Consider the following 16,900-nt stretch of genomic DNA (forward strand, 5'->3'; position numbering starts at 1 on the left):
TGCTCGCAGTACGTGTTTTTCATATAATAAGAAAGTCTTTCGACAATCTTATTATATAAACCCGCCGTGGGATGCGCTGGCACATAGGTAGATATCAGCTAACGATGACTGTGCTCGGCGTGGAGAACAAATTGTACTTTGATACTGTTATTAAAGCGAGAGTGTACGAAGTACACTTTGTTATATAATAGGACAGTCCTTCGACTTCCCTATTATAAAACTGAAATAGGAAGTATGTGGCAATTACTGCACACACGAATAGAATATATACGCAGGAGGCAAACACAGTGAAAGTGTATGGACTTAACGATTTAAGAAGAATGTATTTAGAGTTTTTTGAAAGCAAAGAGCATTTAAGATTGAATAGTTTTTCTTTGGTTCCAAGAAATGATAAGAGTTTATTGCTCATTAATTCTGGTATGGCACCTCTAAAACCTTACTTTACAGGACAAGAGATTCCTCCAAGAAAAAGAGTAACGACTTGTCAAAAATGTATTCGTACAGGTGATATTGAGAATGTAGGTAAGACTGCTCGTCATCTTACTTTTTTTGAAATGCTTGGTAATTTCTCTTTTGGAGATTATTTTAAAAAAGAAGCAATTGCTTGGTCATGGGAATTCCTTACGGAAGTGGTTGGTTTAGATGCAGATCGCCTCTATCCTTCCATCTATTTTGAAGATGATGAAGCGTTTGATATCTGGACAAAACAAATTGGTGTAGCACCAGACCGTATTACTCGTTTCGAGAGAGATGAGAATGGGGATTGTGATAATTTCTGGGAACATGGTGCAGGCCCTTGTGGTCCATGTTCAGAAATCTATTATGACCGTGGTGAAAAGTATGGTTGCGGTAAGCCTGATTGTAAAGTTGGCTGTGAATGTGACCGTTACATGGAAGTATGGAATAATGTATTTACACAGTTCGAAAGTGATGGAAATGGTCATTATACAGAACTACAACAAAAGAATATTGATACAGGTATGGGATTAGAACGTCTTGCAGTTGTTATTCAAGATGTAGATACCGTATTTGATGTTGATACGATTAAAGCACTTCGTGATAAGGTTTGTGAAATAGCTGGTGTTACGTATCAGACAAATGAAAAATTTGATGTTTCCATTCGTTTGATTACCGACCATATCCGTTCTGTAACCTTTATGATTTCAGATGGAATCATCCCATCGAATGAAGGACGTGGCTATGTACTTAGAAGACTTCTTCGTCGTGCTGCTCGTCATGGTAAATTACTTGGAATCAGCGGCAAATTCCTTGCTGAATTAAGTAAAACAGTAATCAATGAGTCAAAAGATGGTTACCCAGAATTAGAAGAAAAGAAAGAATATATTCTTAAATTATTAACGATTGAAGAAGATAACTTTAACAAAACAATCGACCAAGGATTAAGTATTCTTTCTGATTTAGAAGAAAACCTTAAAAAAGAAGGTAAGAATACCTTAAGCGGAGAGGATGCTTTCAAATTATATGATACGTATGGTTTCCCTCTTGATTTGACGAAAGAAATCTTAGAAGAAAAAGGATTCCTAATCGATGAAGAAGGATTCCATAAAGCAATGAATGTACAGAGAGAAACAGCAAGAAATGCTCGTGAAGTAACAAACTACATGGGTGCTGATGTTACGGTTTACCAATCCATCGACGCAGCAATTACCTCTGCTTTTGTTGGTTATGAAGAATTATCTTGTGATAGTAAGGTAACTGTTCTTACTACTGACAGTGAAATCGTTGACGAATTAGTAGCAGGACAAAACGGTACGATTATCGTTGATGAAACTCCTTTCTATGCAACAATGGGTGGTCAATTAAATGATACTGGTGTGATCAAAACTGCAAATGCTTCCTTTATCGTAGAAGATGTTATCAAGTTACAAGGTGGTAAGATCGGCCATGTTGGTAAGATGGAAGAAGGTATCATTAAGAAAGATGAAATGGTTACATTAATAGTTGATGGAGATCGTAGAACAGCAACTGGTAAGAATCATACCGCTACTCATCTATTACAGAAGGCATTGAAGATGGTTCTTGGAAATCATGTTGAACAGGCGGGTTCATATGTAAGCAAAGATCGTCTACGTTTTGACTTTACACATTTTTCTGCAATGACAAAAGAAGAGATAGAAAAGGTAGAAGCAATCGTGAATGAACAGATTGAAGCTGGTATTGCTGTTCATACAGATGTAATGTCGATTGAAGATGCAAAAAAATCTGGAGCAATGGCTCTATTTGGAGAAAAATATGGCGATTCCGTTCGTGTTGTATCTGCCGGAGACTTCAGTAAAGAACTTTGTGGTGGTACGCATGTAAGTAATACAAGTGTGATTGCAGCATTTAAGATTATCGCAGAACAAGGTGTTGCAGCTGGTGTACGTAGAATAGAAGCATTAACTGGAAAAGGTGTGTTTGAATATTATAATCACCTTGAGGATACACTAAATGATGCAGCGAAAGTTGCGAAAGCAGAGCCTACAATGTTAGCGAAGAAGATTGAAACGATGCATGAAGAGATCAAAGCACTTCAATCAGAAAATGAGAAGTTAAAGAATAAGTTAGCAAAAGATGCACTAGGCGATGTTATGAACCAAGTAGTAGAAGTGAAAGGTTTAAAAGTTCTTGCAACGAAAGTAGCTGACGTAGATATGAATGGGCTTCGTAACCTTGGTGACCAATTAAAAGAAAAATTAGGTGAAGGTGTAATCGTTCTTGCTTCTGCACAAGGCAATGATAAAGTGAATTTAATTGCAATGGCAACAGAAGGTGCAATGAAACAAGGTGCTCATGCAGGAAATCTGATTAAATCCATAGCTTCAATCGTAGGTGGAGGCGGCGGTGGCCGTCCAAATATGGCACAAGCAGGTGGAAAAAATCCAGCAGGAATTGATGAAGCAATCGCAAAAGTTGTGGAAGTAGTAGAACAACAAGTTTAACAACTCTTTTGTTTAGGGTATAAGATATTGATAGAATGTATTGCTAAGCAGAAAACTATAATTATTATAAGAATTTTTGCAAAAAATTGTTGACATTTATACTAGTAAATACTATAATCTTAATAGTGCTATTCAAATTATACCCAAACAGTTGTATAGGCACAATACACAACTGGAGGGAGGTTAGGTGTGAGACTATGTCAAATGTAATTGTTAAAGACAATGAAACTTTAGATAGTGCTCTACGCAGATTCAAAAGAAACTGTGCTAAAGCAGGTATCCAACAAGAAATACGTAAAAGAGAGCATTATGAAAAGCCAAGCGTAAGACGTAAGAAGAAATCTGAGGCTGCTCGTAAACGTAAATTTAAATAGTTAATTATTAGTGTATAAAGCGCTACGTAAAAAGCCAATAAACCCTTAATCATTTATGATTAAGGGTTTTTTACGTTCTATCGAGATGTATGAATTTACCAATAAAAAGTATATACTATTTGTACAGCTACATATACTGTTATAGTACTTTTATGTGCGAAAGGCAGGGAAAGGCATGTTCTGTACAAAACGAAGTATTAAAGTAGTATGGCAACATGTTAATGATAATGAGTAAGAATATAAAATCAAGTCATAATACATTTAAAAAGAAATCTAAGAAAACACTGTATAAGCAATTTGATCGTTCCCAAAAGAAGGTATCACCAGAAGAAAAAGAATCGTATCTTGAAACGTTATCAAAGAATCTTAGCCTTCCTGGAGATATGATCGCAGGAGCACCGATCATTACAACCACAGGTCGCTGTAGTTTGTGTATTGAGAATTATAAAGGAATTATTGAGTATAATTCTAATGTGATCAAAGTACAGACAAAAACCGGAAAGATTTGTGTGGAAGGAAATAATCTGATAATCAAATATTTTACCAATGACGAGATGCGTGTAACAGGTATCGTGCATTCTATCAAATATTGTTGACAAGGAGGACCTTCATTGCTGATTCGAATTATTAAATGGTTTCGAGGGTATCTACTGGTTCGTATCAAAGGATATTCTCCTGAACGGTTCATTAATTTATGCAGTGCTAAAGATATCCTAATCTGGGATTTGAAACAGGTTGGAGATGAGTACGAATTTTTTATTAGTGTACAAGGATTTCGACAACTGAAACAAATCGTGAAGAAAACTAAGACACGACCATACATTAAGAAAAGATACGGATTACCTTTTCTATTACATAGATACCGCAAAAGAAAAATCTTTGCTTTTGGCGTTCTTTTGTGCTGTATCTTAGTCTATACGATGTCTTTGTTTATCTGGGAAATAAGCATATCAGGAGAACAAAAACATACAGATGAAGCAATTCTTAAATTCTTAAAAACGAATAATATCTATACGGGCATCCAAAAGAAAAAAGTCAGTTGTCAAGAAATTGAAGAAGAGATACGTGCCAAGTATCCTGACATTGGCTGGGTTTCAGCTGAAATAAGAGGAACAAGATTACTAATCAAATTGAAAGAAACGAACATGCCAAAAACGGTTGAAAAACGTACGGAAGTATGTCATATCGTTGCTATGAAGGATGGAATCATCACATCCATAATTACCAGAAAAGGGGTGCCACTTGTAAAGGAAGGAACCGTTGTTAAGAAAGGGGATATTCTGGTATCCGGGGTTGTTGAGATCATGGGTGATTTTGATCTGTTGATTCGGAAGGAAACGGTTGTCTCTGATGCAGATATACGAATGAAAACGTATTATGACTATAAGGATTCGTTCCAAATGGATTATTGGAAAAAAGAGTATACAGGAAAGAAGAAAAAGGCATATAGTGTAAATATAAATGAAAATAAAATATTTTTATATAGTCCTTTTAATGTTTATAAGAAGTATGATATAATTGACAATGATGAAAAATTAAGGATCGGTAAGAATTTCTATTTACCGATATCATTTACAACTACTTGTTTTAGAGAATATGAGATGGTATCGACTACCTATACCAAGGAAGAGGCAAGTCGGATAGCAAAAGAAAAATTGCAACTTTATCTGGAAGATTTAGAGGAGAATGGGGTTACAATTCTTGAAAATAATGTTAAAATTGAATTTAGTGGGAAGAAATGCGTTACTTCTGGCAAGTTGATTGTGGAAGAAAGTGCTACCACCTATCGATCAATTGATGACAGCGAGTGGAGGAATATAGAGACTGATGAGCATAGTGGAAACGATGATTGACATACCTGTAGAACATACAAAGAATGTATTTGGTCAATTTGACTCATACATTAAGATAATCGAGAAAACATTGAATGTTACCATAGTAGCAAGAGATGGAGCCTTAAAAGTAATTGGGCAAGATGCAAAGGTTACTAAGGCTAAAAGTGTGTTCTCCCAATTGTTGGAGCTCTCAAGAAGAGGAAATGAAATAACAGAACAACAAGTGAATTATGCACTTGCACTTGGTATGGATAATAAGGAAGAGGAGATTGTTGCAATCGATACGGACCTAATCTGTCATACCATTAATGGCAAGCCGATTAAGCCAAAGACGATTGGTCAAAAGAACTATATTGATGCAATTCGAAAGAAAATGATCGTATTTGGTATTGGTCCAGCTGGAACAGGTAAAACGTACTTGGCAATGGCAATGGCAATTACGGCTTTTAAGAATAATGAAGTGAATAAGATTATTATGACAAGACCTGCTATTGAAGCAGGAGAGAAACTAGGTTTTCTACCAGGAGATTTACAAAGTAAAGTCGATCCTTACTTAAGACCTTTGTATGATGCACTTTATCAGATTATGGGAGCGGAATCCTATGTTAGAAATTCAGAAAAAGGCTTGATTGAAGTAGCGCCTTTGGCATATATGAGAGGGCGTACACTGGATAATGCATTTATTATTCTAGATGAAGCACAGAATACAACACCAGCCCAGATGAAGATGTTTTTAACAAGAATTGGATTTGGGTCAAAAGTAATTATAACGGGTGATCAATCCCAAAAGGATTTGCCAATCGGTCAAAAATCGGGTCTTGATCATGCAATCAAGGTACTAAAGAGAGTGGATGATATTGGTTTTTGCTACTTGACTAGTCAAGATGTTGTCCGTCACCCACTTGTACAAAAGATTGTAAAAGCATATGATGATTATGAAGCAAAAGTACAAGCAACACAAAAGGATAGTCATGTAAGTACAGATGCAGGAAAAGGAAAATATGCGAGAGAGAAAGGTCAAAGAAAGAAAACCGGAAAGGCAAGGTTTTAGAATGACAATTAATTTCGAGTATGAAACAGAAATAAAATTAAACCTGGATTATGAGACGATCATAAACCAAGTAGTTGAAATGGCTTCTGATTATGAAGAGTGTCCTTACGAAATTGAAGTGAGTGTTGTTCTGACTGATAATGAATCCATTCGACAGATTAATGCAGAAAATCGGCAGATTGATCAACCAACGGATGTATTGTCTTTCCCAATGATTGATTATGAAGAACCAGCAAACTTCACTTGGATTGAAGAGGAAGAGCCAGATTATTATTTCAATCCTGACTCAGGGGAGCTTGTATTAGGAGATATTGTAATATCTGTGGAGAAAGTAATGGAGCAGGCAGAAAAATATGGACATTCTCAAAAAAGAGAGTTAGCATTCTTAACTGCTCACAGTATGTTACATTTATTTGGATATGATCATATGGTGGATGAGGAACGTGTGGTCATGGAAGAAAAACAAAATGAAATACTGAATAAACTTGGAATAGTAAGGGAGTAAAAGATGAAAAAATACAAAAGTATGATTGTTATTCTTCTAATTGCTATGTTGTGTGCAGGTTGTAAGAAAAAAGCGGATAAGCAAATAGAAGAACCCATAGTGGAAGAAACCGTAGAACCTGAGGAAGTTACACCAGAACCAGAAGTAGAAGAGGAAGAACCCGTTGTAGAAGAGGAGAATCATGATGGAATGGTACTTAGCAAATTAACAGGGGATTGGGTACCTGAGGAAGTAGGTAATCGTCGCCCCTATGCAGTTATGTTGAATAATCATGAAATCGCTTCTCCACAAAGTGGGACTTCTGAAGCATCAATTTTGTATGAAGCCATTGTAGAAGGTGGTATTACTCGTTTAATGGGTATTTTTGAAAATTTTTCAACAGACCGAATTGGATCGGTTCGTAGTGCGAGACACTATTTTGTCAGCTTTGCTGATGAGTATGATGCTATTTTTGTCCATTATGGACATACGAAGTATGCTTTAGCGAAGATCGATGAACTAGGAGTCAATAACTTAAGTGGTTTATCGGGGATTGGTACAACGGTATTCTATCGTGACAAATCCATAAAAGCACCACATAACGCATTTGCTAGTTATGAAGGAATCCAAAAAGGAACAGAAAAATTAAAGTATCGTACAGAATATAAAGAGGACTTTGAAAATCATTTCACTTTCTATAAAGAAGATACTGATTTAACAAGTGATATTGTAGCAAATAAAGTTACTTTAAAGTTTTCTAAATATACGAATCCATACTTTGTTTATGACAAAGAGAAAAAAGTTTATGGACGCTATCAGTTTGGAGGCAAGCATATTGATTACAATACGAATGAGCAACTGACATTTAAGAATATTATTGTTCAATATGTAAAGGAATGGAACATTGATAAGAACGGTTATCAGACCATGGATTTAGGCAATGCATCTGGTGACGGATACTATATAACGAATGGGAAAGCGGTTAAGATCACTTGGAAAAAGAATGAATCCTCATCGAAGATGCATTATTATGATGAGGAGGGGAACATTCTGACCATTAATCCAGGAAAGACGTATATTGCAATCTTCCCAACGGATCGCCAAAGCGATGTTGTTCTCTCAGATAAAACATCCGAATAAGTTAACCAATGATAGGAGTATATTATGAGACAGACAACAAAAAGAAAACAGAATAATTTTATCGTCCAAGGAAGTATCTTGGCAATCGCTTCCCTGTTAAGTCGGATCATCGGTTTACTGTATCGTGTCCCAATGACCAATATCATTGGGGATGAAGGAATGGGGTATTATAATGTTGCATTCCAGATATATAATCTGGCATTGCTGATTTCTTCTTACAGTATGCCTTTAGCGGTATCCAAATTGGTTGCCGCCTATTGTGTTAAAAAAGAATATCGTAGTTCATATCGAGTTTTCAAAGCGGCAATGGTCATTGCAGGTTTATCAAGTTTAGTAGTTGCTCTTATAATCTATTTTGGCGCAGATTTCTTTGCAGGTACAATCTTCAAGAGTCCTAGAAGTGCAATCCCGCTAAGGGTATTGGCGCCAACCATATTAATTGTTGGAATTATTGGTTCATTGCGTGGGTATTTTCAAGGAAAAAACACCATGTTACCAACGAGTGCTTCCCAATTATTAGAGCAGATTGTTAATGCCTTTGTTAGTGTTTATGCCGCATATACATTTATGGTAGCCAATAGTGCTTCAGCCAGTATTGCTGCCTATGGAGCAGCCGGAGGTACTTTAGGTACGTTAGCAGGTGCGTGCGCTGCTTTATTCTTCTTATTGTTTGTATACTTTGCGTATCGGCCAATCATCAAAAAGCAGATTCGTAGAGATACGATGTCACCAGTAGAGGATTATCCTAGCATCTATAAGATGCTGTTGTTAACGATTGCGCCTGTTATCTTAAGTCAGACGGTTTATCAATTAAGTGGAATCTTGGATAATGCCCTATTTGGTAATATCATGCATGCAAAAGGATTTACAGCAGAAGAACATTCTGCGTTACTTGGTATCTATTCATCCAAATATAATCTTCTTGTTACGGTTCCTGTTTCCATCGCATCTGCAATGGCATCGTCAATCGTACCTGCAATTGTTCGCGCGAGAGTACAGGGAGCATTCAAAGAGGTAAAGAAAAAAATTCATGTTGCCATTAAGTTTAACATGATTATCGCAATTCCTTCTGCTGTTGGAATGACGGTATTGGCGCAGCCAATCCTTAATATGTTATTCCCAACCAATGATCAAAAAGCTGCAGAAACAGCGATTCGATTACTGACATTAGGTTCCATTGCCATTGTATTCTATGCACTGTCAACGATCAGTAATGCGGTATTGCAAGGAATTAATAGAATGAGTTTACCAGTAAGACATTCAGCCATTTCTCTTGGTATTCATGTGGTATTGGTGTTTGTATTATTGAAGTTTACCAATATGGGCGTATATGCCTTGGTAATCGGTAATATCACATTCCCATTGGTTGTTTGTATCTTAAATTGGAGATCCATTGGAAAACTGTTACGTTATCGACAAGAATTACTGCAAAGCTTTATTATCCCTACGATTTGTTCATTTCTTATGGGAATTTTGGCATTCTTCTCGTATAAAGGGGTACATGCAGTTGTACATTCAAATGCCTTTGCGACGGTTGTAGCAGTAGGAATAGCAGTAGTAGCTTACTTTATCTTCCTAATCATATTCAAGGGTGTAACAGAAGATGAATTAGAAGGACTACCAAAGGGACATCTTATTGTGAAAGTAGCAAAAAAATGCCATCTTATGTAAGGGTAACATATGTAACTATGCATAGAGACAGGCTGTATAATTAAAGAAAAACTGGTAATAACTATATCCAAAGGAGTGAATACCCATGAAGAGGATTTATGTTATTATCAGTAGTTTTTTTATACTAACCATATTATTTAGTATTTATTTTTACGGAAGTTATCGTTTGGCGTTACGAAACTTCAATAATCATGCCGATGAAAGAAACGGTTTAGTTGTTAAGATGAAAGAAATTGATACAAAAATGGTAGATACAACCAAAGTAAATACCATTACGCCATTTACCAATATCGTGGTAAAACAATATGATGTTGCTACGAGACAGATGGACACGTTCCGAATGAATGTAAGTGAAGAAATGATTGGGTATACAAGAGAAGATCTTGTTGCATATTGTGCGCAATATATGCATCAACTTCCTGTTGCAGAACAAAAAGAAGGCTTGTTATCTTATCAGGTAGAGTCGTTCTCGGAAAGTGAAGTTGTCTTAAGTAAGAATTATGATAGTGATCGATTACAATACGAATATTATATAGTTGAGCAAAATGGTTTACTAACCGTTTTTCATAAAGACAAACAAACGGTGTTCGAATATACCAATATTGAAATAAAGGATTTACCACAAGAGGATATTGATAAGATTGAGGCTGGGATTTATGTTTCTGATAAACAGGAACTGTACACAATTCTAGAAGGATATTCTAGTTGATTTCGCTCTTATTATGAAAGTGATGTGGTTCCTTTTATGTGTTAAAATTATCTAGGAGGTGCTGTGTGAAGAGAGAAGTTATTGTAGTCGGAGGAGGCGCCGCTGGTATGGTAGCAGCGATTGCCGCCGCTTCCGAAGGTGCAAGAGTCACCATACTAGAACATAAAGAAAAAGTAGGTAAAAAAATATTAGCGACAGGAAATGGAAAATGCAATTATACAAACCTGTATCAATCCATGGAATGTTATCGAAGTGAGAATCTTCCGTTTGTACAGGAGGTATTCTCACATTTTAATGAAAAGGATACGATTGCGTTCTTTCAAAAATTAGGGATTGTACCAAAAGCGAAGAATGGCTATCTATATCCTGGTAGTGAACAAGCCTCCTCGATCGTTGATGTATTAACGATGGAATTGAAGCATCTAAAAGTTGAAGTACGTTGTAATGAAGATGTGACAAAGATCATACCAACGAAAGAAGGGTATCATATACAGACCCTTGTTCGTGTTTTGGAAACAAGAAGTGGTGCAAAACAAAATGGAAAGAATAAGAAAAAAGAAAAAGCAATAGAAGTTGATTCTTATGTGGCAGAGTATGATGCAAAAAAAGTGATCATCGCTACTGGCGGAAGAGCTTCAGAAAAGCTAGGCTCTAATGGGAGCGGTTACCGCTTGTTGAAGGAGATGGGCTATGGTCTTGTGCCGGTCGTACCTGCATTGGTACAACTAAAGGCAAAAGGAGCTGATTTTGAACAGGTAGCTGGTGTACGCTGCGATGCTAATATAACACTTCTTGTTGACGGGGAAAAGGTTGCTCAAGAAGAAGGGGAACTGCAGCTTACAAACTATGGCGTATCTGGAATTCCCGTATTTCAAGTGAGTCGGTATGCTGCTAAAGCATTGTATGATCAGAAAAAGGTAACGATGGAGATTGATTTCTTACCACAATTTGGTTTGGACGAGCTGGGAGCACTTCTTTGTCAACGTTATCAGGAAAGTTCATATAAAACAGATCATGAAGTATTGATTGGCTTGATGAATGATAAGTTGATTACCCTGTTATTAAATAAAGCGAAGAATATTGATCCTTATGGTACCGATTGTAAGCGATTAGCGAAGAGGATGAAGCAGTTTACGATTGAAATCACAGATACAAATGGATTTGATAATGCACAAATCTGTGCGGGTGGAATGGATACAACAGAACTTGCAGGAGTGACAATGGAGTCGAAAAAACATAGTGGCTTCTATATAGTTGGTGAAGTACTCGATGTGGATGGAATCTGTGGTGGATATAATCTGCAATGGGCTTGGGCAACCGGGTATCTTGCAGGGAAAGCTGCAGGAAAAAAGCTTAAACTGCACGAGTAGGAAGGATTATGAATAGCAAATGATTAAGATAAATCAATTAAAACTTGGAATTGAACATAGCAAGGAAGCATTAGAAGAAAAGATTGCTAAGACGCTGAAAGTGTCTAGGAAACAAATCCTATATTATGAAATCAGCAAGCAATCCATTGATGCAAGAAAAAAGAATGACATAATGTACACGTATACCGTATTCGTTACATTAGAAGAACTAAATGAGAAGAAAATTGTGGAACGCTGTAAGAATAACAATGTGACGATTGGTAAAAAGACAATTTACCATACGGTGAAAGATGGAACTGAGGAATTAAAAGAACGTCCTGTTGTTGTTGGTACTGGACCTGCAGGAATCTTCTGTGCTTTAAAGTTGGCAGAAGATGGATTCCGTCCTATTGTTATCGAACGAGGAGATGACGTGGATCAACGCGTGGAAGTTGTGAATCACTTTTGGAAGACCAATGAATTGAATACAGAATCCAACGTACAATTTGGTGAAGGTGGTGCAGGAACATTTTCCGACGGAAAACTGAATACTCTTGTGAAAGATGTAACAGGTCGGAATACAGAAGTCCTTCGTCTATTTGTGGAATATGGGGCACCAGAAGAAATATTGTATCTTAATAAACCGCATATTGGAACAGACCGGTTACGTGAAGTAGTGAAAGCGATGAGAAATCGTATCATTGCCTTAGGAGGAGAAGTACGTTTTCGAACAAAATTAACAGATCTGAGATACGAAAATGCTAAATTAAATGCCATTGAAGTAAATGATTCAGAATGGATTCCTTGTGAGGTCTTGGTTCTTGCAATTGGGCATAGTGCGAGAGATACCTTTACCATGCTTTATGAGAAAAAACTAGAAATCACAAAGAAGCCATTTGCAATCGGTGTTCGAATGGAACACCCACAGGAATTAATCAGCAAATCCCAATATGGGGAATCTTATTCAAAGCTTCCTGCAGCTGATTATAAAGTCACGCATCAAACGTCCAATGGAAGAGGTGTCTATTCGTTTTGTATGTGTCCAGGAGGATTTGTTGTGAATGCTTCCAGTGAGAAGGAACGTTTGGTTGTAAATGGAATGAGTAACTATGACCGTGGTGAAAAAAATGCGAATAGTGCCATTATCGTAACAGTGAATCCAGAAGATTTTGATGGAGATTCTCCTCTTGCTGGAATGGAATTTCAGCGAAAGTTGGAACATCTTGCTTATATGGAAGGAAAAGGGAGTGTACCAGTACAGTTATTCTGTGATTTTGAAGCAAACCGACCTACTACGGAATTGGGTTCTATGACACCGAACTTAAAGGGACAATATACTTTAGCAAATGTTCGAAATTGTTTGCCATCCTTTGTTAGTGAATCAATCATTGAGGGAGTACATGCATTTGATCAAAAAATTCATGGCTTTGCAAAACCAGATGCTCTAATGCTAGGGGTTGAGACAAGAACCTCCTCTCCGATTAAGATGATCCGTAATGAGGAGCTGGAATCCAATATTGCTGGACTTTATCCTTGTGGAGAGGGAGCAGGATATGCAGGTGGAATAACTTCAGCAGCAATGGATGGAATTAAAGTTTATGAGATGATTGTGCATAAATATAAACCTTTTTTGTAAAGTTATAATTGCGAGAAAATGGGCAATGTGTTATGATTGGTAAGAATACATTGTAAGGGAAAACCTTATAATTCGTCAAAAAACAAGTCAAGAGCGTCAAATTACTTTTGACACGTTGCTCATTATTATCGCAAATAGGCAGGAAGGGATTGTAGTACAATGAACACAAGAGAGTTTTTGAAGGATAAGAAGCGTATCGTTATTAAAATCGGATCGTCAACGATTACCCATCCAGCAACAGGAAGCTTGAATCTGAAAAAGATGGAACAGTTGGTTCGTGTCTTAACAGATCTAAGAAATCAAGGAAAAGATGTAATCCTTGTTTCTTCTGGGGCCATTGCTGTTGGACGAAAATCACTAGGACTTACGCAAAAACCGAAAGAGACAAAGACAAAGCAAGCTTGTGCAGCAGTTGGTCAAGCAAGATTAATGATGGTATATCAAAAATTGTTTGCAGAATACAATCAAGTACCAGCGCAGATTTTAATGACAAAATATACAATGTTTAATGAAATCAGCAGACAGAATGCACGTAACACATTTGAAGAATTGCTTGATTATGGAGTAATTCCAATCGTTAATGAAAATGATACCGTAAGTACAGATGAGTTAGAACTGGAGTTCGGAGATAATGATACCTTGTCAGCAATCGTTTCTGCTGTTATTGATGCAGACCTTTTGATCTTAATGTCGGATATCGATGGATTATATACGGATGATCCACATACAAATCCAGATGCAACGTTTATCGATGTGGTAGAAGAATTAACCGATGAATTATGTTCTATGGGAAAAGGTTCAGCTAGCAGTGTGGGAACAGGTGGAATGGCAACTAAGCTTTCAGCTGCGAAGATTGCTACAACGGCAGGGACTGATATGTTGATTGCCAATGGAGAAGATGTAGAGATCATCTATGACATTATGGAAGGAAAGCAGATTGGTACCTTATTTAAACAAAATAAGAGTGACAGTTTTAATTTACTTGATTATATATCGACAAAGCAATATAATATTCAGAATAAATGATGAATGCTTTGCTTCGTCAATTAGGAATAGATTCATGGAGGAAGATATGGACGATTTATCAATACAAAGAATTAATGAATTATATAAAAAGATGAAAACAGTAGGATTAACAGAAGAGGAAAAGAAAGAGCAGGCAGAATTACGTAGTGCATATATTAGTGCAATTCGAGCAGATTTACAAAGTTCCTTAAATAATATATCAATTAAGAATGAAGATGGATCAATCACACCACTAAAAAAGAAAAATCTACATTAAAGCTGGTACTATTGATGAAAACAAAAACGGAAATCAGGCAGTATATGAAAGAATTGAAGAATCAATTATCCAAACAGGAGATACAAGATCGAAGTAAACGAATCGCTTCGATTTTTCTTGCGCAACCTTTTTATCAACAAGCTGAGAATATTTTTCTATACGTCTCTTATAACCAAGAGGTTGATACAAAGAAGTTGATTCAGTTGATCCTTAGGGATGGGAAACATGTTGCTGTACCCAAAGTTGTAGATGATCATATGGAGTTTCATGAGATAACGAATCTTGATCAGTTAACGGTTGGAGCTTTTGGTATTCTTGAACCTTCCATAAATTGTCCTATTAATAGGAATGCAAGTTGGGAGTCAAAGAAGAATTTGATGATTGTTCCTGGATTAGCTTTTGATAAATCAGGGAGTCGAATCGGATATGGCGGAGGGTATTATGACCGCTATATACATAATTACCCGGAACAGATTGGATTAAAGATTGCTCTAGCATATGATTTTCAAGTTTTTGAGCATATTGATATAGAGAGTTTTGATGAGAAAATCGATGGTGTCATTACTGATAAAGATTACATTGGCATAACGGTATGTGAACCACAGTAATTTGCGATACTTGGGTAGGAGCATTTCGAGGTTGGTTAATCAGTTGTAAAGAGATAGAAGGGGGAAATCACATGAGTTATCTAGAAGAGATTGGTCGTAAAGCAAAAGAAGCTGCAAGTTTTATGAATCGTGCTAGTATGAATGACAAGAATGAAGGCTTACAAGCAGCAGCTACGGCACTTCGTGAACATGCAGAAGAATTGATTGAAGCGAATCAAAAAGATTTAGAAAAAGCAAAAGAAAATGGAATGAAAGAATCCTTACAAGATCGTTTACGCTTAACAAAAGAACGCATTGAAGCTATGGCGATTGGGTTAGAACAAATTATTGCTTTGGAAGATCCGATTGGTGAAGTTATTTCAATGAAAGTACGACCAAATGGTTTGCAGATTGGACAGAAAAGAGTTCCCCTTGGTGTGGTTGGAATTATCTATGAGTCAAGACCAAATGTTACAGCAGATGCGTTTGGATTGTGTTTTAAAACGGGAAATGCCGTTATCTTACGTGGTGGAAGTGATGCATTCCAATCCAATCTTGCCATTGTACATGTGATTCAAGAAGCCTTACGAGAAAAAGGATTATGTGAATCAGCCATTCAATTACTTGAAAAGACAGATCGTGAAACAGCAAAAGAGTTCATGCGAATGAACCAATATGTGGATGTGTTGATTCCTCGTGGAGGAGCTGGTCTCATTCGTTCTGTTGTAGAGAATAGTACCATTCCTGTTATTGAAACGGGAACCGGTAATTGTCATGTCTACGTAGATGAATCAGCAGATCTTGCAATGGCATTAGATATCATCGAGAATGCTAAGACCCAACGTTATGGAGTCTGCAATGCGTGCGAATCACTTGTTGTTCATAAGAATATTGCACCAAAAATCATACCATTGATTCAAGAAAGACTATCCATTAAGCAGGTAGAGATTCGTGGTGATGAAGAAGCTTGTAAAATCTGTGATCAACTGGTAAAAGCAACACAGGAAGATTGGGGTACGGAATATCTTGACGCGATCATTTCCTTAAGGGTAGTCAATACCATTGATGAAGCAATTGAACATATTAATCGCTATAATACAAAACATTCAGAGGCGATTATCACAAAAGATTATGCTAATTCAATGAAGTTTTTAAATGAAATTGATGCAGCAGCCGTATATGTAAATGCCTCCACAAGATTTACCGATGGATTTGAATTCGGATTTGGTGCAGAAATTGGTATAAGTACGCAAAAATTACATGCGAGAGGACCAATGGGACTGCTTGCACTGACAACGACCAAATATATTATCTTTGGTAATGGTCAGATTCGTTAAACTGAGATAGAAAGAAGAAGACAAAGATGTCATATATACGCGATGTAAAATATTATGAAACGGATAAGATGGGGATTGTTCATCATTCCAATTATATTCGCTGGTTTGAAGAAGCTCGTATGGATTTCTTGGAAAAATTGGGATTTCCATATGACAAGATGGAAGAGATGAAGATTATGTCTCCTGTCCTTGCAGTAAGCTGCACATACAAATCGGTCGTAAAGTTTGGAGAGAAAGTTACGATTCATACGAAGGTGACCTCGTTTGATGGAATTAAACTCGTCTTAGCCTATGAAATTGAAAAACAAGATCATACCCGTACAACACTGGGTACATCCGAACATTGTTTTGTTGATGAAACATTTCGACCAATCAACATGAAAAAAGTGAATAGAGAGTTTTATGAAGCAATTAATGCTGTAAAGCAAACGCAGTAAAGAAGCAATGCTCCATGAAGTGGAAGAAAGAGTAAGGTGAGAGTTATCACCATTCTTTAATTCAAC

Annotated in this window: 16 protein-coding genes; all 16 read left to right on the plus strand. The window is 36.7% G+C overall.

Annotated features, from left to right (window positions below):
- Window positions 1-287: 287 nt before the first annotated feature.
- The 16 genes from alaS to HBB17_RS05325 all read left to right on the plus strand — a co-directional run bounded on the left by alaS (window position 288) and on the right by HBB17_RS05325 (window position 16,834).
- Window positions 288-2,942, plus strand: coding sequence for an alanine--tRNA ligase (alaS, locus tag HBB17_RS05250; protein WP_274380760.1), 2,655 nt, complete (start codon window positions 288-290; stop codon window positions 2,940-2,942).
- Window positions 2,943-3,139: 197 nt separating this feature from the next.
- Window positions 3,140-3,316 (plus strand): 30S ribosomal protein S21, encoded by a 177-nt coding sequence (gene rpsU / locus HBB17_RS05255; RefSeq protein ID WP_033166800.1) that lies wholly within the window; start codon window positions 3,140-3,142, stop codon window positions 3,314-3,316.
- Between the two features lie 227 nt (window positions 3,317-3,543).
- Window positions 3,544-3,912: a YabP/YqfC family sporulation protein gene (locus HBB17_RS05260; protein WP_167956385.1), complete on the plus strand. Its 369-nt coding sequence runs from the start codon at window positions 3,544-3,546 to the stop codon at window positions 3,910-3,912.
- A gap of 15 nt (window positions 3,913-3,927) precedes the next feature.
- Window positions 3,928-5,169 (plus strand): sporulation protein YqfD, encoded by a 1,242-nt coding sequence (gene yqfD / locus HBB17_RS05265; protein ID WP_167956386.1) that lies wholly within the window; start codon window positions 3,928-3,930, stop codon window positions 5,167-5,169.
- Complete coding sequence (locus HBB17_RS05270) at window positions 5,144-6,202, plus strand: PhoH family protein (RefSeq protein WP_167956387.1); 1,059 nt, start codon at window positions 5,144-5,146, stop codon at window positions 6,200-6,202. The genes yqfD and HBB17_RS05270 overlap by 26 nt, the downstream gene beginning before the upstream one ends.
- A 1-nt stretch (window position 6,203) precedes the next feature.
- A complete protein-coding gene (ybeY, locus tag HBB17_RS05275) occupies window positions 6,204-6,707 on the plus strand; it encodes an rRNA maturation RNase YbeY (protein WP_167956388.1) in 504 nt (167 codons plus the stop codon).
- 3 nt (window positions 6,708-6,710) lie between these two features.
- Window positions 6,711-7,826 (plus strand): DUF3048 domain-containing protein, encoded by a 1,116-nt coding sequence (locus tag HBB17_RS05280; RefSeq protein ID WP_167956389.1) that lies wholly within the window; start codon window positions 6,711-6,713, stop codon window positions 7,824-7,826.
- A gap of 24 nt (window positions 7,827-7,850) precedes the next feature.
- Entirely contained in the window at window positions 7,851-9,497 is a 1,647-nt protein-coding gene (locus HBB17_RS05285) for a putative polysaccharide biosynthesis protein (protein ID WP_167956390.1), read from the plus strand.
- Between the two features lie 85 nt (window positions 9,498-9,582).
- Window positions 9,583-10,206: a BofC C-terminal domain-containing protein gene (locus HBB17_RS05290; protein WP_167956392.1), complete on the plus strand. Its 624-nt coding sequence runs from the start codon at window positions 9,583-9,585 to the stop codon at window positions 10,204-10,206.
- Window positions 10,207-10,271: 65 nt separating this feature from the next.
- On the plus strand, window positions 10,272-11,576 hold the full coding sequence (locus HBB17_RS05295) for a BaiN/RdsA family NAD(P)/FAD-dependent oxidoreductase (RefSeq protein ID WP_238483677.1): 1,305 nt from the start codon (window positions 10,272-10,274) through the stop codon (window positions 11,574-11,576).
- Window positions 11,577-11,595: 19 nt separating this feature from the next.
- Window positions 11,596-13,191: an NAD(P)/FAD-dependent oxidoreductase gene (locus HBB17_RS05300; protein WP_167956394.1), complete on the plus strand. Its 1,596-nt coding sequence runs from the start codon at window positions 11,596-11,598 to the stop codon at window positions 13,189-13,191.
- Window positions 13,192-13,350: 159 nt separating this feature from the next.
- Window positions 13,351-14,217 (plus strand): glutamate 5-kinase, encoded by an 867-nt coding sequence (proB, locus tag HBB17_RS05305; protein ID WP_167956396.1) that lies wholly within the window; start codon window positions 13,351-13,353, stop codon window positions 14,215-14,217.
- A 46-nt stretch (window positions 14,218-14,263) separates the two neighbouring features.
- Window positions 14,264-14,473, plus strand: a complete 210-nt coding sequence (locus HBB17_RS05310) for a DUF896 domain-containing protein (RefSeq protein ID WP_167956398.1) — start codon at window positions 14,264-14,266, stop codon at window positions 14,471-14,473.
- A 14-nt stretch (window positions 14,474-14,487) separates the two neighbouring features.
- On the plus strand, window positions 14,488-15,081 hold the full coding sequence (locus HBB17_RS05315; RefSeq protein ID WP_167956400.1) for a 5-formyltetrahydrofolate cyclo-ligase: 594 nt from the start codon (window positions 14,488-14,490) through the stop codon (window positions 15,079-15,081).
- A 71-nt stretch (window positions 15,082-15,152) separates the two neighbouring features.
- Window positions 15,153-16,397, plus strand: coding sequence for a glutamate-5-semialdehyde dehydrogenase (locus tag HBB17_RS05320; RefSeq protein ID WP_167956402.1), 1,245 nt, complete (start codon window positions 15,153-15,155; stop codon window positions 16,395-16,397).
- A gap of 26 nt (window positions 16,398-16,423) precedes the next feature.
- The gene (locus HBB17_RS05325; RefSeq protein WP_167956404.1) at window positions 16,424-16,834 is read left to right on the plus strand and encodes an acyl-CoA thioesterase; all 411 of its coding nucleotides are present in this window, start codon (window positions 16,424-16,426) and stop codon (window positions 16,832-16,834) included.
- The last annotated feature ends 66 nt before the right edge of the window (window positions 16,835-16,900 follow it).

It is taken from the genome of Anaerosporobacter faecicola (assembly GCF_012070565.1).
Classification (GTDB): Bacteria; Bacillota; Clostridia; order Lachnospirales; family Lachnospiraceae; genus Anaerosporobacter; species Anaerosporobacter faecicola.

Bases quoted from the DNA above. Each gene is read 5' to 3' on its own strand.
- HBB17_RS05325 (WP_167956404.1), top strand. From the start codon at position 16,424: ATGTCATATATACGCGATGTAAAATATTATGAAACGGATAAGATGGGG.
- HBB17_RS05260 (WP_167956385.1), top strand. From the start codon at position 3,544: ATGAGTAAGAATATAAAATCAAGTCATAATACATTTAAAAAGAAATCT.
- HBB17_RS05300 (WP_167956394.1), top strand. From the start codon at position 11,596: ATGATTAAGATAAATCAATTAAAACTTGGAATTGAACATAGCAAGGAA.
- HBB17_RS05315 (WP_167956400.1), top strand. From the start codon at position 14,488: ATGAAAACAAAAACGGAAATCAGGCAGTATATGAAAGAATTGAAGAAT.
- ybeY (WP_167956388.1), top strand. From the start codon at position 6,204: ATGACAATTAATTTCGAGTATGAAACAGAAATAAAATTAAACCTGGAT.
- HBB17_RS05270 (WP_167956387.1), top strand. From the start codon at position 5,144: ATGAGCATAGTGGAAACGATGATTGACATACCTGTAGAACATACAAAG.
- rpsU (WP_033166800.1), top strand. From the start codon at position 3,140: ATGTCAAATGTAATTGTTAAAGACAATGAAACTTTAGATAGTGCTCTA.
- proB (WP_167956396.1), top strand. From the start codon at position 13,351: ATGAACACAAGAGAGTTTTTGAAGGATAAGAAGCGTATCGTTATTAAA.
- HBB17_RS05310 (WP_167956398.1), top strand. From the start codon at position 14,264: ATGGACGATTTATCAATACAAAGAATTAATGAATTATATAAAAAGATG.
- HBB17_RS05280 (WP_167956389.1), top strand. From the start codon at position 6,711: ATGAAAAAATACAAAAGTATGATTGTTATTCTTCTAATTGCTATGTTG.
- HBB17_RS05320 (WP_167956402.1), top strand. From the start codon at position 15,153: ATGAGTTATCTAGAAGAGATTGGTCGTAAAGCAAAAGAAGCTGCAAGT.
- HBB17_RS05285 (WP_167956390.1), top strand. From the start codon at position 7,851: ATGAGACAGACAACAAAAAGAAAACAGAATAATTTTATCGTCCAAGGA.
- HBB17_RS05290 (WP_167956392.1), top strand. From the start codon at position 9,583: ATGAAGAGGATTTATGTTATTATCAGTAGTTTTTTTATACTAACCATA.